Origin of the sequence: Candidatus Ishikawaella capsulata Mpkobe (assembly GCF_000828515.1) — a bacterium.
GTDB lineage: Bacteria > Pseudomonadota > Gammaproteobacteria > Enterobacterales > Enterobacteriaceae > Ishikawella > Ishikawella capsulata.
The window spans coordinates 589,470-606,344 of the sequence record NZ_AP010872.1 but is presented as its reverse complement, the minus strand read 5'-3'; the positions used below and the strand labels follow the sequence as shown (position 1 = coordinate 606,344).

12 protein-coding genes and 2 tRNA genes are annotated in these 16,875 nt (G+C 33.8%); 13 read left to right on the top strand and 1 reads right to left on the bottom strand.

Annotated elements, in window-relative coordinates:
* Positions 1-122: 122 nt before the first annotated feature.
* The 13 genes from ICMP_RS02630 (at position 123) to ICMP_RS02570 (ending at position 15,176) form a co-directional block, all read left to right on the top strand.
* Positions 123-197, top strand: a tRNA-Gly gene (locus ICMP_RS02630).
* Positions 198-202: 5 nt separating this feature from the next.
* Positions 203-275: transfer RNA gene (locus tag ICMP_RS02625), tRNA-Thr, on the top strand.
* 29 nt (positions 276-304) lie between these two features.
* Positions 305-1,489, top strand: coding sequence for an elongation factor Tu (gene tuf, locus ICMP_RS02620; protein WP_041069693.1), 1,185 nt, complete (start codon positions 305-307; stop codon positions 1,487-1,489).
* Positions 1,490-1,692: 203 nt separating this feature from the next.
* Positions 1,693-2,070: a preprotein translocase subunit SecE gene (gene secE, locus ICMP_RS02615; protein WP_041069690.1), complete on the top strand. Its 378-nt coding sequence runs from the start codon at positions 1,693-1,695 to the stop codon at positions 2,068-2,070.
* Positions 2,071-2,084: 14 nt separating this feature from the next.
* Positions 2,085-2,633 carry a transcription termination/antitermination protein NusG gene (gene nusG / locus ICMP_RS02610; RefSeq protein ID WP_041069687.1) on the top strand — a complete coding sequence of 183 codons (549 nt, stop codon included), beginning with the start codon at positions 2,085-2,087 and terminating at the stop codon, positions 2,631-2,633.
* 57 nt (positions 2,634-2,690) lie between these two features.
* Complete coding sequence (gene rplK / locus ICMP_RS02605) at positions 2,691-3,119, top strand: 50S ribosomal protein L11 (RefSeq protein ID WP_041069684.1); 429 nt, start codon at positions 2,691-2,693, stop codon at positions 3,117-3,119.
* A 2-nt stretch (positions 3,120-3,121) separates the two neighbouring features.
* Positions 3,122-3,826, top strand: a complete 705-nt coding sequence (rplA, locus tag ICMP_RS02600) for a 50S ribosomal protein L1 (protein ID WP_041069681.1) — start codon at positions 3,122-3,124, stop codon at positions 3,824-3,826.
* A gap of 268 nt (positions 3,827-4,094) precedes the next feature.
* Positions 4,095-4,598, top strand: a complete 504-nt coding sequence (gene rplJ / locus ICMP_RS02595; RefSeq protein WP_041069677.1) for a 50S ribosomal protein L10 — start codon at positions 4,095-4,097, stop codon at positions 4,596-4,598.
* A 47-nt stretch (positions 4,599-4,645) separates the two neighbouring features.
* On the top strand, positions 4,646-5,008 hold the full coding sequence (gene rplL / locus ICMP_RS02590; protein ID WP_041069674.1) for a 50S ribosomal protein L7/L12: 363 nt from the start codon (positions 4,646-4,648) through the stop codon (positions 5,006-5,008).
* Positions 5,009-5,271: 263 nt separating this feature from the next.
* Positions 5,272-9,315: a DNA-directed RNA polymerase subunit beta gene (rpoB, locus tag ICMP_RS02585; protein WP_041069671.1), complete on the top strand. Its 4,044-nt coding sequence runs from the start codon at positions 5,272-5,274 to the stop codon at positions 9,313-9,315.
* Between the two features lie 103 nt (positions 9,316-9,418).
* Positions 9,419-13,666, top strand: coding sequence for a DNA-directed RNA polymerase subunit beta' (gene rpoC, locus ICMP_RS02580; protein ID WP_041069669.1), 4,248 nt, complete (start codon positions 9,419-9,421; stop codon positions 13,664-13,666).
* A 77-nt stretch (positions 13,667-13,743) separates the two neighbouring features.
* Positions 13,744-14,826 (top strand): uroporphyrinogen decarboxylase, encoded by a 1,083-nt coding sequence (hemE, locus tag ICMP_RS02575; RefSeq protein ID WP_041069666.1) that lies wholly within the window; start codon positions 13,744-13,746, stop codon positions 14,824-14,826.
* A gap of 77 nt (positions 14,827-14,903) precedes the next feature.
* The gene (locus ICMP_RS02570) at positions 14,904-15,176 is read left to right on the top strand and encodes an HU family DNA-binding protein (RefSeq protein ID WP_041069663.1); all 273 of its coding nucleotides are present in this window, start codon (positions 14,904-14,906) and stop codon (positions 15,174-15,176) included.
* Positions 15,177-15,238: 62 nt separating this feature from the next.
* Here ICMP_RS02570 and purH read toward each other — a convergent pair whose 3' ends face one another.
* Positions 15,239-16,837, bottom strand: a complete 1,599-nt coding sequence (gene purH, locus ICMP_RS02565; RefSeq protein ID WP_041069660.1) for a bifunctional phosphoribosylaminoimidazolecarboxamide formyltransferase/IMP cyclohydrolase — start codon at positions 16,835-16,837, stop codon at positions 15,239-15,241.
* Between the last annotated feature and the right edge of the window lie 38 nt (positions 16,838-16,875).

Below are 16,875 nucleotides of genomic sequence, written 5' to 3'. Positions count from 1 at the left end.
TAAAGTTAGGTAAAACCTGTTCTTATAAAAGAAAAAATTTCTTTTATAAGAAATTGGTAACGATTAGACAATTTATAAATTTATTAAAACTATGCACAAGACAAGTAGCCAATTCCTCAGATGCGAGCATCGTATAATGGTTATTACCTCAGCCTTCCAAGCTGATGATACGGGTTCGATTCCCGTTGTTCGCTCCATACCTGCTGATATAGCTCAGTAGGTAGAGCACACCCTTGGTAAGGGTGAGGTCCTCAGTTCAATTCTGGGTATCAGCATCATTGTTCTTGTCTTAGAGGGACAAACGATGGCGAAAGAGCAATTTAAACGTAAAAAACTGCATGTAAATGTGGGTACTATAGGGCACGTGGACCACGGTAAAACCACATTAACTGCAGCAATAACAACTGTTCTATCCAAAAAATTTGGTGGGCAGGCGCGTGCATTCGATCAAATTGATAACACCCCTGAAGAAAAAGCTCGTGGTATCACTATTAATACTTCTCATGTAGAATATGAAACATCTATTCGTCATTATGCCCATGTTGATTGCCCAGGACACGCTGATTATGTAAAAAATATGATTACTGGTGCAGCACAAATGGATGGTGCTATATTAGTTGTTGCTGCAACTGATGGTCCAATGCCGCAAACCCGCGAACATATATTACTAGCAAGACAAGTAGGTGTACCTCATATTATAGTCTATTTAAATAAATGTGATTTAGTAGATGATGAGGAATTACTGGAGTTAGTGGAAATGGAGGTGCGTGATTTATTATCACAGTATGATTTCCCTGGAGATACAGCTCCAATTATACGGGGTTCTGCTTTGAAAGCTTTAGAAGGTAATGTAGAGTGGGAAGAAAAAATACTTGAATTAGCTAATTACTTAGACACTTACATTCCAGATCCTCTAAGAGCAATTGAAAAACCTTTCTTATTGCCTATTGAAGATGTTTTTTCAATATCAGGTCGTGGTACTGTAGTTACAGGTCGTGTGGAGCGTGGCATTATTAAAGTAGGTGATGAAGTTGAAATAGTAGGTATAAAAGATACTGTAAAATCTACTTGTACCGGAGTGGAAATGTTTCGTAAACTGCTTGATCAGGGACAAGCAGGAGAGAATGTAGGTATCTTACTGCGGGGGGTTAGAAGAGAAGACATTGAACGCGGTCAAGTATTAGCTAAACCAGGCTCTATTAAACCACATACAAAATTTGAATCAGAAGTTTATGTTCTTTCCAAAGAAGAAGGTGGACGTCATACACCCTTTTTTAAAGGTTATAGACCTCAATTTTATTTTAGAACTACAGATGTAACGGGTACAATTGAGCTTCCAGAAGGGATTGAAATGGTGATGCCGGGAGATAATATTAAAATAGTTGTTACTCTTATTAATCCAATTGCTATGGATGAGGGATTACATTTCGCGATTCGTGAAGGTGGTCGCACTGTAGGAGCAGGTGTTGTTTCTAAAATTATTGCTTAATAAGGATATGTTTAGATGTCATATTAAAAGGGCATTATTTAATGCAGTGCCCTTTGACGATATCGTAACGTAAATATTGTTCTTTTTTCATCTTAAATAGATACCACATTTTAGGTGGAATGGAAATTCAGCGTAGCATATAACAAAATTATTGCTTAATTATTATTAATAAATAAAATAATATTGATACACTAGGTGTGTTTATGAATGCTAATTCTGAAAATCAAGCAAAAGGAAATAAATTATGGTTAGAAAGAATAAAATGGATTAGTGTAGTTGGACTATTTCTTCTCGCAGTCGGAAGTAAGTATTATTTACATATTACTCATATGAGTATACTAATAACATTGTTGCTAATAATAGCAACATGTGTAATGTTATTCTTAACAACCAAAGGCAAAGCACTTTTGTTATTTGCTAATGAAGCACAAAATGAAATAGGTAAAGTCGTGTGGCCTACCTGTCAAGAAAGCATTCAAACTACATTCATTATTCTGGCGGTCACAATAGTAATGTCAATTATTATATGGGGGTTAGATAGGATGCTAGTTCGTATTTTATCTTTTATTACTGAGTTATAATTAAGGTTATAAAAATGTTGGCAAGTTCTCAAAAAAGATGGTATGTTGTACAAGCATTTTCTGGATTTGAAGGTCACATAGTTCAATCATTGCGGGAACATATAAAACTCCATAAGATGGAACAGTTTTTTGGTGAAGTTATAGTCCCCACCGAAGAAATTATTGAAATACGTAGTGGTCACCGTCGCAAAACTGAAAGGAAGTTTTTCCCAGGATACGTTTTGGTACAAATGATAATGAATGAGGATAGTTGGCATTTAGTTCGTCATGTACCACGTGTTCTAGGTTTTATTGGGGGTAGTCCTGATAAACCATTACCTCTTAGTGATAAAGAAGCAAATGTGATTCTAACTCGTCTACAAAAAATAGCTGAGAAACCTAGGCCAAAAACTATATTTGAACCAGGAGAAGTAGTTCGTGTTAAAGAAGGCCCTTTTTCGGATTTTAATGGAGTAGTAGAAGAAGTAGATTATGAAAAAAGTCGTTTAAAGCTTGCTGTATCTATTTTTGGACGTACCACACCTTTTGAATTAAATTTTTCTCAAGTAGAAAAATTTAATTAATGATTTATTTTCATGAATATCTAATTTTAAATATTTGCCTTAGAAGAAGGAAATTGAATGGCTAAAAAAGTACAAGCTTGTGTCAAACTGCAAGTTGCAGCAGGAATGGCTAACCCTAGTCCACCTGTAGGTCCAGCTTTAGGACAACAAGGCGTTAATATTATGGAATTTTGCAAGGCATTTAATGCGCAAACTGCTGTTTTAGAAAAAGGCCTGCCTATTCCGGTGATTATAACTGTGTATTCTGACCGCTCATTTACATTTGTGACAAAGACGCCCCCCGCAGCGGTTTTATTGAAAAAAGCTGCCGGTATTAATACTGGATCTAGCCAGCCGAACAAAGATAAAGTTGGTACAATAACTAGTATTCAATTGCGTGAAATTGCACAAACTAAATCAGCCGATATGACAGGTGCAAATATTGAAGCTATGATAAAATCGATAGAAGGTACAGCTCGTTCTATAGGCTTAATGGTAGAGGGTTGAATATGTCTAAATTAAGTAAGCGTAGGCGTGCTATGCGTAGTAAAATTGACGTTACTAAAGCATATGATGTAAATGAAGCTATTATTCTATTAAAAGAACTGAAAAGTCCCAATTTTATAGAAAGTATAGATGTATCGGTAAATCTTGGTATTAACCCTAAGAAATCTGATCAAAATATTCGTGGAGCGACTATTTTACCCCATGGTACGGGAAAATTAACACGTATAGCAGTGTTCGCTCAGGGAATTAGTGCCCGAGAAGCTGAAGATGCTGGTGCTGATTTGGTAGGGATGGATGATTTAGTAGAAAAAATTAAGCAAGGTGAAATAAACTTTGATGTTGCAATTGCTGCTCCAGATGCTATGACCATTGTAAGCCAAATTGGTCAAATTTTAGGACCCCGGGGATTAATGCCAAATCCTAAAATGGGTACTATAACATCTAATATTGCTGAAGCAGTTAGAAAGGCAAAATCAGGTCAAGTGCGTTATCGTAATGATAAAAATGGAATAATTCATACAAGTATTGGTAAAGTAAATTTTGAAGTTATACAATTAATAGAAAATTTAGATGCCTTATTAAAAAATTTACAAACAGTAAAACCTGTGCACACAAAAGGGATATACTTTAAAAAAGTTAGTCTGTCAACTACTATGGGTCCTGCTATTAACATTGATAGAACTAGCTTAAATGTATTATCAAATTAAATATTCTTGAAAATAGTAAATATTATATTTAAACTATAGCTATTTGTATAGCTTAACAAATAAGTGCACAAGTGAAATGTGCTACTACGCATATAAAAAAAACAAAATATTCAAAATTTTTATATTCAGATAAAGTAATAATATAAATTAATATTTTGAGCAAGCTTTTTACTTATTCAAAAGTAATTTTAAAAATTAGTTGGCAAATAAAATTTAATTTTGGAGATACATATTCTAATAAGTAATAAGATTCCAGGAGCAAAAGCTAATGGTATTAAATCTTAAAGAGAAACAATCTATTGTTGCTGAAGTTAGCGAAGTAGTTAAAACAGCACTATCTGCTGTTATTATAGATAGCAAAGGTGTTACTTCAGATAAGATGACTGAACTACGTCAATTAGCCCGGAATGTAGGTGTTTACATGAAAGTAGTACGTAATACATTATTACGTCAAGCTATTATGGGTTCTCAATTTGAATGCTTAAAAGATATATTTATTGGACCAAGTTTAATTGCATGCTCTATGGAACATCCAGGGGCTGCTGCTCGTCTTTTTAAAGAATTTTCTCAAAAAAATCCAAATTTAAAAATTAAGGCAGCAGCGTTTGAAGGTAACTTAATCTCAGCTACACAAATTGATTTTTTAGCAAATTTACCGACTTATAAAGAAGCTCTAGCACGTTTAATTGCGACTCTGAAAGAGGCCATCGCAGGCAGAATGGTCCGTACTTTAAGTGCTATTCGTGATGCAAAAGCAATGGTATCAACTTGATATTATAGTTTTATCATGTATTTTTTTTGATTCTTAGGGATAATTTCATGTCTATCACTAAAGACAATATTTTAGAAGCTATTGCTAATATGTCCGTTATGCAAGTAGCAGAATTAATTTCGGCTATGGAAGAAAAATTTGGCGTTTCTGCTGCTGTTGCTGTAGCTAGTGCTCCAGATGCTGAAGTTGTTGAAGAAAAAACAGAATTTGATGTTATACTCAAGTCCATTGGTCCGAACAAAGTAGCTGTAATTAAAGCTGTACGTAGTGCAATTGGATTAGGACTAAAAGAAGCTAAAGATCTAGTTGAATCTGCTCCAGTTGTCATTAAAGAAGGCATTAGTAAAACAGATGCCTCAGCTTTAGAAGCAACTATAAAAGATACTGGCGCGGAGGTAGAAGTTAAATAAAATTTATTTTGCTGTTCATAAATAATTGTGGGCTGGTGGGTGAAATATCCATCGGTCTACTTATGTAAGATAAGATAATATGAAATTTATTATTTACGATGTTTTTATTTGCATATATTTTATAAAAGGGTAATTAAATTGTTAGTATTTAATTACTTAATGAGTAAGTATTAAATAATTTTTTAGAGAAAATTTATATAATTAAGCATTATTTTTAAGAAAAATTAAAAATAGATCTACTTGTCAGCCAGCTGAGGAACCCTATGGTTTACTCCTATACCGAAAAACAACGTATCCGTAAATCTTTTGGTAAGCGTCCGAAGGTATTAGATGTACCTTATCTACTTTCTGTACCACTTGATTCATTTCAAAAATTTATTGAACACGATCCAAAAGGTCAATATGGTTTGGAAGCTGCTTTGCGGTCCATATTTCCTATAAAAAGTTACAACGATAACGCTGAACTACAATATGTAAGTTATCGCTTGGGTGAAGCCTTATTTGATGTACAAGAATGCCATATGCGAGGAATAACCTATTCTGTTCCCCTTCGTGTGAAATTGCGTTTGGTAATTTACGATCCAGATGCATTAGAAATTACTGTAAAACATATTAAAGAACAAGAAGTATATATGGGTGAAATACCTCTTATGACAGAACACGGCACTTTTATCATTAATGGTATTGAACGTGTTATAGTGTCTCAGTTACATCGTAGTCCTGGTGTATTTTTTGATAGTGATAAAGGAAAAACTCATGCTTCAGGCAAAGTACTTTACCATGCACGTATAATTCCTTATAGAGGTTCATGGCTTGATTTTGAATTTGATTCTAAAGATCATCTTTTTGTTCGTATAGATCGTCGTCGCAAGCTACCAGCTACTATTCTTCTCAGAGCATTAAATTATTCTGTAAAGCAAATTTTAAATATTTTTTTTGAAAAAGTCTGTTTTAAGAGATATGAAAATAAATTCAAAATGGAGCTCATACCTGAACGTCTAAGAGGAGAAACGGCTTCTTTTGATATTGAATATAATGGTACTACATATATATCACAAGGCCAACGTATAACCAGTAGACATATACGTCAATTAGAACAAAATAATATCCAATATATTGAAGTACCAAATGAATATTTGTTAGGTAAAGTGGTAGCTAAAGACTACATAGCGAATGGTGAATGTCTAGTAGCAGCTAACATGCCATTATCATCAGAGATATTAGATAATCTAAAAAGATATGGATTCAATACTATTGAAACCATATTTACTAACGATCTTGATAATGGTCCTTATATTTCAGAAACCTTAAGTATTGATCCAAGTCATGATAGATTGAGTGCTATAGTAGAAATTTATCGCATAATGCGTCCTGGAGAACCACCTACTCGTGAAGCAGCTGAACAGCTATTCGAAAATATCTTTTCCTTAGAAGAAAGATATGATCTTTCAGTAGTTGGTCGTATGAAATTAAATAAATCACTACTTCGTGATGAAGTGGATGGTCCTTCCACCTTAAGCAAAAATGATATTATAAGTGTAATGAAAAAACTTATTGATATCCGGAATGGTAAAGCAGAAATTGACGATATTGACCATCTGGGTAACCGTCGTATACGTTCTGTTGGGGAAATGACTGAAAATCAATTACGACTTGGTTTGATTCGTGTGGAGCGTGCGGTAAAAGAACGTTTATCATTGGGTGAATTAGATAACATTATGCCTCAAGATATGATTAATGCTAAACCTATTTCAGCCGCAATAAAAGAATTTTTTAGTTCTAGTCCACTTTCACAATTTATGGATCAAAATAATCCTCTCTCTGAAATTACACATAAACGTCGTATTTCTGCTTTAGGACCTGGTGGATTAACTCGAGAAAGAGCTGGATTTGAAGTAAGAGATGTTCATCCGACTCATTATGGAAGAGTGTGTCCTATTGAAACACCAGAAGGTCCTAATATTGGTTTAATAAATTCTTTATCTGTGTATGCGCGTACTAATGAGTATGGATTTTTAGAAACTCCTTATCGTCTGGTTGTTAATGGTGTCGTTTCTGCTGAAGACATTCATTATCTTTCTGCTATTGAAGAGAGTAATTACGTTATAGCTCAAGCTAATGCCCAAGTAGACGATAACGGACATTTTCTAGATGATTTAATAACTTGTAGAAATAAAGGTGAATCTAGTTTATTTCCTCCTGAACAAATTCATTACATGGATGTATCTACTCAGCAAATAGTTTCTGTAGGTGCTTCTTTAATTCCTTTTTTAGAACATGATGATGCTAATCGTGCCCTAATGGGCGCAAATATGCAACGTCAAGCCATACCAACTTTACGTGCTGATAAGCCATTAGTAGGAACCGGTATGGAAAGGGTTGTAGCAATTGATTCTGGAGTAACTGTGATTGCAAAACGTAGTGGTTTAGTTGAGTATGTCGATGCAGCACGTATTGTTGTTAAAGCAAATGAAAAGGAACGATTTTTAGGAGAAGCAGGTATTGATATTTATAATTTAACTAAATATATTCGTTCGAATCAAAATACTTGTATTAATCAAATGCCCTGTGTTCGTTTAGGAGAAATCATTGAGAGAGGTGATGTTTTAGCAGATGGATCCTCTACTGATCTTGGTGAATTAGCCTTAGGACAAAATATGCGAGTTGCTTTTATGCCTTGGAATGGTTACAATTTTGAAGATTCTATCTTAATTTCTGAAAGAGTAGTACAAGAAGATAGGTTTACTACTATTCATATCCAAGAATTGTCTTGCTTGTCTAGGGATACTAAATTAGGAGCAGAAGAAATTACTGCTGACATTCCTAATATAGGAGAAGCAGCTCTTGCGAAATTAGATGAATCTGGCATTGTGTATATCGGAGCGGAAGTTACTGAGGGAGATATATTAGTCGGTAAAGTAACTCCAAAAGGTGAAACTCAACTAACACCCGAGGAGAAACTTTTAAGAGCCATTTTCGGTGAAAAAGCTTCAGATGTAAAAGATTCATCTCTTCGAGTACCAAATGGATTATCTGGAACTGTTATTGATGTTCAAATGTTTACGAGAGATGGTATAGAAAAAGATCAACGTGGACTTGCAATGGGAACCATGCAAGTTAAACCAAACAAAGATTTATTTGAAGAATTTAACATTATGGAGGCTGGGTTACTTCGTCGTATTAAAGATATTCTAATTGTTAATAAAATAGAAATTAATAAAATAGAAAGTTTATCGCCGGAAAAGTTGATGAAATTCAAATTAACGGATAAAGATAAGCAAAATGAATTATCACAATTAGTTACACAATATAAGTTATTAAAAAATGAATTTGATAAAAAGACTAAGACTAATACTAAACAATATAAAATAACTCAAGGTGATGAGTTAGCTCCTGGAGTAATGAAAGTTGTTAAGGTTTATTTAGCCGTTAAAAGGCAGATACAAACTGGTGATAAAATGGCTGGACGTCACGGAAATAAAGGAGTGATATCTAAGATAAATCCTATTGAAGATATGCCTTATGATGAGCATGGCGTACCTGTAGATATTGTGTTAAATCCTTTAGGTGTTCCATCGCGCATGAACATAGGTCAAATATTAGAAACTCATTTAGGAATGGCAGCCAAGGGCATTGGTAACAAAATTAATGAGATGTTAAAAAAACAAGAAAAAGTTTCTAAATTACGAGAATTCATGCAGAAGGCTTACAATATCGGTAATAATATCCAACAAAAAGTAGATTTAAGTAATTTTTCTGATAATGAAATATTACGTTTGGCAAAAAATTTAAAAGCAGGAATGCCAATTGCTACACCTGTATTTGATGGTGCAGAAGAAGAAGAAATTAAAAATTTGCTTGAATTAGGTGATTTGCCTCAGTCTGGTCAAATAAAACTTTTTGATGGGCAAACTGGTGAACAATTTGAACGACCTGTTACTGTTGGTTATATGTATATGTTAAAACTCAATCATTTAGTAGATGATAAAATGCATGCCCGTTCTACAGGATCTTATAGTCTTGTTACCCAGCAACCATTAGGTGGTAAAGCTCAATTTGGAGGACAGCGTTTTGGAGAGATGGAAGTATGGGCACTAGAAGCTTATGGTGCATCTTACACTTTACAAGAAATGCTGACTGTGAAATCTGATGATGTAAATGGACGGACTACAATGTATAAGAATATTGTTGATGGGAATCATCGGATGGACCCTGGAATGCCTGAATCATTCAATGTATTATTGAAAGAAATAAGATCATTAGGTATCAATATAGAACTAGAAGAGCAAGAAAATCTTGTTACTTAATAAGAGTACTTATATCCTGAATACTGGCATATTTTCGGTGCAAGTCGCTTATGTATGTTAAAAGCAATAGTTTGGGAATACTAACTCCGATGGGAGCTCATCTGTGAATGATATACTTGATTTTTTTAAAAAAAACAACAAAATACAAGAATTTGATAATATTAAAATATCTTTAGCTTCACCAGAAATTATTCGTTCTTGGTCTTTTGGAGAAGTAAAAAAACCAGAAACGATTAACTACCGTACTTTTAAACCTGAACGTGATGGTTTGTTTTGTTCACGTATTTTTGGTCCGGTAAAAGATTATGAATGTTTATGTGGTAAATATAAGCGTTTAAAACACCGTGGAGTGATTTGTGAAAAATGTGGTGTCGAAGTCACTCAAACTAAAGTACGTCGTGAACGTATGGGACATATTGAATTAGCCTCACCAATTGCACATATTTGGTTTCTAAAATCATTACCTTCTCGTATAAGTTTATTATTAGATATACCGTTAAGAGATATAGAGCGCATATTGTATTTTGAGTGTTATGTGGTTATTGAAGCAGGTATGACTAATCTGGAAAGATGCCAAATTTTAACTGAAGATCAGTATTTAGATTCTTTAGAAGAATTTGGTGATGAATTTGAGGCCAAAATGGGAGCTGAAGCGATTCAAGATTTACTAAAAAGTATGGATTTATCTAAGGAATTTTCTCAATTACATGAAGATTTAAATGACACTAATTCTGAAACTAAACGTAAAAAAATTAGTAAGCGCATCAAATTAGTAGAATCTTTTGTTCATTCTGGTAATAAACCAGAATGGATGATCTTAAATGTTCTTCCGGTACTCCCACCAGATTTGCGTCCTCTGGTGCCACTAGAAGGTGGTCGATTTGCTACTTCTGATCTAAATGATCTTTACCGTCGAGTAATTAATCGTAATAATCGTTTAAAAAGATTATTAGATTTATCTGCTCCTGATATTATTATACGTAACGAAAAACGTATGCTTCAAGAAGCAGTTGATGCACTGTTAGATAATGGGCGTCGTGGTCGTGCCGTTACAGGATCAAATAAACGTCCGTTAAAATCACTAGCAGATATGATAAAGGGTAAACAAGGAAGATTCCGTCAAAATCTATTAGGTAAGCGAGTTGATTATTCAGGTCGCTCTGTCATTACTGTAGGTCCATACTTACGTTTACACCAATGTGGACTACCTAAAAAAATGGCTATAGAATTATTTAAACCTTTTATTTATGGTAAGCTTGAATTACAGGGTTTAGCTACTACAATTAAAGCAGCTAAAAAACTGGTAGAAGATGAAGAATCAATAGTATGGGATATACTTGATGAAGTAATTCGTGAACACCCTATTTTATTAAATCGTGCCCCAACTTTACATCGTTTAGGTATTCAAGCATTTGAACCGATTTTAATTGAAGGAAAGGCAATTCAGTTACATCCATTAGTATGTGCAGCCTATAATGCAGATTTTGATGGTGATCAAATGGCGGTTCATATACCATTAACATTAGAAGCACAATTAGAAGCACGTGCGTTAATGATGTCTACTAATAATATCCTCTCTCCTGCAAATGGCGAACCCATAATTGTTCCTTCTCAAGATGTTGTGCTCGGTCTTTATTACATGACCAGAGATAAGATTAATGCACAAGGAGAAGGCATGATATTAAAAGATGCAAAAGAAGCAGAAAATTTATATCATTCTGGTTTAGCTGCCTTACATGCTCGCATTAAAGTTCGTATTACCGAGTATACTAAAATTAACGAAGAAGAATTTACTCAAAAGACTAGTATAATTGATACTACAATTGGTCGTGCCATCTTATGGACAATAGTACCTAAAGGTTTACCTTATTCAATAGTTAATAATGTTATAGGGAAAAGATCTATTTCTACCATGCTGAATAGATGCTATAGACTCTTAGGCTTGAGATCCACTGTTATTTTTGCTGACAAAATTATGTATACTGGATTTGCTTATGCAGCACGTTCAGGTGCCTCAGTTGGTATTGATGATATGGTGATTCCCCCGAAAAAATACGATATTATTTCCGAAGCTGAATCAGAGGTTTCATATATTCAGGAACAGTTTCAGTCAGGTTTAGTTACTGCTGGAGAACGTTACAACAAAGTTATTGATATATGGGCCGCAGCCAATGAAAGAATTGCCAAAGCTATGATGGAAAATCTTTCTCTTGATACGGTTATTAATCGGGAAGGCAATCAAGAGCAACAAATATCATTTAACAGTATTTTTATGATGGCGGATTCGGGTGCACGGGGTTCAGCCGCTCAAATTCGTCAATTAGCTGGTATGCGTGGTCTTATGGCAAAACCAGACGGTTCAATTATTGAAACCCCTATAACGGCAAATTTTCGTGAAGGTCTAAATGTACTTCAATATTTTATTTCCACTCATGGAGCACGTAAAGGTCTAGCTGATACTGCATTAAAAACAGCAAATTCTGGCTATTTAACCCGTCGTTTAGTTGATGTAGCTCAAGATTTAGTGGTAATTGAATACGATTGTAATACCAAAGAAGGTCTTTTGATGACTTCTGTCATGGAAGGGGGGGATATCAAAGAACCATTATGTGAACGTGTATTAGGTAGAGTTACAGCTCAAGATATATTAAAACCAGGTACTAATGAAGTTTTAATACCTCAAAATACTCTTTTAGATGAATCTTTGTGTTCTATTTTAGAAGAACATTCTGTTGATACATTAAAAGTACGTTCGGTAGTAACATGTGAAACAAACTTCGGTGTTTGTGCTCGATGCTATGGAAGAGATTTAGCTCGGGGTCACCTTATCAATAAAGGTGAAGCGATTGGAGTAATAGCGGCACAATCTATTGGTGAACCCGGAACGCAATTAACTATGCGGACGTTTCATATAGGTGGAGCAGCATCGCGTATGGCAACTGAATCGAGTATTCAGATCAAAAATCCCGGTAAAATCAAATTAGAGAATGCTAAATTAGTAGTAAATTATGCTAATAAAAAAATAATTATTTCTCGCAATGTAGAATTGAAAATAATTGATAATTTTGGTCGTATACAAGAAAACCATAAAGTTCCTTATGGGGCTATTCTAGCTAAAAGTGACAATGAACAAGTAAATGCTGGAGAAGTAGTAGCACATTGGGATCCCCATACTATACCTATAATAACTGAAGTAAAAGGTTGTATTCGTTTTGTAGATATGGTTGAGGGACAAACAATTACACGTCAAACAGATGAGTTAACCGGTATTTCTTCTATAATAGTTCTAGATAGTTCAGAACGTACGACAATAGGCAAAGATTTACGTCCTACATTAAAAATAGTTGATATGTATGGTCATGATGTATTAGTTCCTGGCACTGAGATACCAGCTCAATATTTTTTACCTGGAGGTGCTATTCTTCAATTAGAAGATGGAGTTAACATTAATTCAGGTGACATATTAGCACGTGTTCCCCAGGAATCTGGGGGTACCAAAGATATTACAGGAGGTTTACCACGAGTAGCTGATTTATTCGAAGCTAGGTGTCCAAAAGAAGCTGCTATTCTAGCAGAGATGAGTGGTATTGTTGCTTTTGGTAAAGAAACTAAAGGAAAACGGCGTTTGCTGATTACCCCTATTAATGATGCTAATAATCCGTATGAAGACATGATTCCTAAATGCAGGCAGTTGAATATTTTTGAAGGTGAATATGTTGAAAAAGGTGATGTTATATCGGATGGACCTGAATCACCACATGATATTTTGCGTTTACGTGGTATTCAGGAGGTAACACATTATATAGTTAATGAAGTACAAGGTGTCTATCGTTTACAGGGTGTAAAAATTAATGATAAACACATTGAAATTATTATTCGCCAAATGTTACGTAAAGCTACTATTTTAACACCAGGCGATTCAAACTTTCTGGAAGGAGAACAAGTAGAATACTCTCGTATCAAAATATCTAATAGTAAACTAAAAGCTAATGGTAAGGTTGGAGCTACTTACAGAAGAGATTTACTCGGGATTACTAAAGCATCTTTGGCTACCGAATCGTTTATTTCTGCAGCTTCTTTTCAAGAAACCACACGTGTATTAACAGAAGCCTCAGTTGCAGGAAAATACGATGAGTTACGTGGTCTGAAAGAAAACGTTATTGTAGGTCGTTTAATTCCTGCGGGTACTGGTTATTCTTATCATCAATCCCGTATAATGCGTAAACGTAAAAAAGCATTATCTAGGTCTAGGTTAATAACTACAGGGTCAGGGTCGATAACTGCAAATGAAGCTTCAGCTAATTTAACAGCATTATTAAATGCTAATGTTGATGATAAAAATATTAAATAATTATATATAAATATAATATACCGTTATTAATATACATTCCAATATTTATTGGATATTTGTCTATACAAGTTAACATAATGTATCAATTAAAAAATTGTCGTTATTTACATGCTCTATTGCGTCTACCAGTAGATGTTACTCCTGTATGGATAATGAGACAAGCTGGACGTTATTTACCTGAATATAAAAATATAAGAAAAAAAGCTGGTGGTTTTATGTCACTTTATAAAAATTCAGATTTAGCAAGTGAAGTATCACTTCAACCACTTCGACGCTATCCTTTAGATGCAGCTATTATATTTAGTGATATTTTAACTATTCCAGATGCAATGGGATTAGGACTATCTTATCAAGATAACTCTGGTCCCTACTTTAACTATCCAATTACTTGTCAAGCAGATGTAGACAACTTGATAATTCCTGATCCTGAAGAAGATATTGGTTATGTAATAAACACTGTACGTACCACTAATAGGGCATTAGCCGGTGAAGTACCGTTGATTGGTTTTTCTGGTAGTCCATGGACATTAGCTACTTATATGGTAGAAGGAAGAAGTAGTAGGGTATTTACTAAAATAAAAAAAATGATATACACTGTTCCACAAACTTTACATAAAATGCTACATAAGCTTACACAGGCTATTATACTTTATTTAAATGCCCAAATTTATGCTGGAGTAAATGCAGTAATAATATTTGATACGTTAGGAGGAATCCTAAGTGATTCTGATTATCCGATATTTTCATTATTTTATCTGAATCAGATTCTAGATGGTCTGTTACGTAAAATTAATGGTTATCGTATTCCAATTACTTTGTTTACTAAAGGCGGCGGCCGTTGGTTAGAGAAAATGGTAGATACTGGCTGTGATGCGTTAGGATTAGATTATACTACTAATCTAGGAGAGGCACGTAAGCGTGTCGGAAGTAAAGTTGCATTGCAAGGAAATATGGACCCATCTATCCTTTATGGAAGTCCTGATCGCATTAAACAAGAAGTAAATAATATTTTATGTGATTATGGTCAAGGAAGTGGCCACATATTTAATTTAGGTGACGGTATTTATCAAGATATTGCTCCAGAAAATGTTGGTGTGTTGATTGAATCTGTCCATAAACAATCAATTTCGTATCATGCAAAATGCAACTTACATTTTTAAAAATATGTAAAGGTCCAATTTAATTTTTATCAAAAGTATCTTGTAGTTAATTAAATTAATATTTAAAGGTAATTATTATGAATAAAACTCAACTAATCAATGTTATTGCAGAAAAATCTGGTTTATCAAAAATTAAAGCTAAAGCCGCTCTAGAATCGACTTTATCAGCTATTACAGCATCTTTAAAAGCAGGTGAGACAGTACAATTGATTGGTTTTGGTACTTTTAAAATTAATCATCGTAATGAGCGTAATGGACGTAATCCGCAAAATGGTCAAATTATTAAAATTGCAGCAGTAAATGTTCCAGCATTTATATCTGGTAAATCTTTAAAAGAAGCTGTTAATTAATTTCCCCTTATGCCAGCCAGGGAGCTGTTTGCTTCTTGGCTATGATTTTTATCAAACGTAATTTAATGGCGGAAATGTCTCATCTTTGTAAATATCATGCTAATTTTATGTTCATTAGCAGCATCAATAACCTGATTATCGCGAATAGAACCACCTGGTTGCACTATACAAGTTATACCTAGAGCAGCAGCAGCATCTACACTATCTCTAAAAGGAAAAAAAGCATCTGAAGCCATCACAGCACCTTCAACTACTAGACCTGCATCAGCAGCTTTTAAAGCAGCTATTTTTGCCGAAAATATTCTACTCATTTGACCAGCACCTATTCCAATGGTAGTTTTTTTGCGAGCATATACAATAGCATTAGATTTTACAAATTTCGTTATTTTCCAGCAAAAGATAGCATCGTCAAGTTCTTGTTGAGTTGGTTTACGTTGGCTGACAACGTGACACTGTTGTAATTTTATTACACTCATATCCTTTTCTTGTACTAATAAACCACCAATTACTGTTTTAAAGTCTAATTTATAAATACATTTCAATTGCTTATATTCATCACTCACTATTAAAACACGTATATTAGGTTTTTTATGAAGAATATTTAAAACAGAATCACTAGCAGATGGTATTACAATAACTTCAATGAATTGATGAGATATAATATATCTTGCGGTTTCGGAATTTAAATCACGATTAAGAGCAATAACACCTCCAAATGCTGAAACCGGATCACTATTATAAGCTTTTATATAAGCATCAAGGGTATTCTTACATAGAGAAACACCACATGGATTACCATGTTTTACAATTACACACGCCGGTTCATCAAATTGATTAATACAGTTTATAGCTGTATCAACATCTAGTATGTTATTATAAGAAAGTAATTTTCCTTGTACTTGATTTGATATATCAAGTAAATTTTGTTTACTGTTTTCTTCTATATAAAAAGCAGCTTGTTGATGATTATTTTCACCATACCTTAGATCTTGTCTTTTTATGAAATTAATTTCAAGTTTTTTGGGAAGAAAAATATCTTCTACCTTATGATCTTGATCATGAAGGTACGACTTGCTAAATAAATAACTGCTAATTAAATTATCGTATTTTGCAGTATACTTAAATGCCTTAATAGCCAATGCAAATCTTGTCTTTTGTGTTAATGAATTTTTATTCAGATCCATCTCTTTAATAATATTATTATAGTCAGTATGATATACTACAATTGCTACATTTGTATAATTCTTCGCTGCAGCACGTATCATAGCTGGTCCACCAATATCTATATTTTCAATTGCATCATCTAGTAAACAATCCTTATTAGCTATAGTTTTAGCAAAAGGGTAAAGATTAACTACAACTATATCAATAAACTCTATTGAATATTTTGACATTATAGTGTCATCTTCTCCACGACATCCCAAAATACCGCCATGTATTTTAGGATGTAATGTCTTAACACGACCTTTCAGAATTTCCGGAAAGCAAGTATAATCAGATACTTTTATTGCTGATAACCCAGCGTCAGCAAGTAAATTAGCAGTACCACCAGTAGAAATTATCTCAAAATTTCTCTTAGAAAGTTCACTAGCAAATTCAACAATGCCTAATTTGTCAGAAACACTAATTAATGCACGACGTACCTGACTAATTTTTAACATATCATATTTATCCTATTATTTTTATATAAAATTGTTTA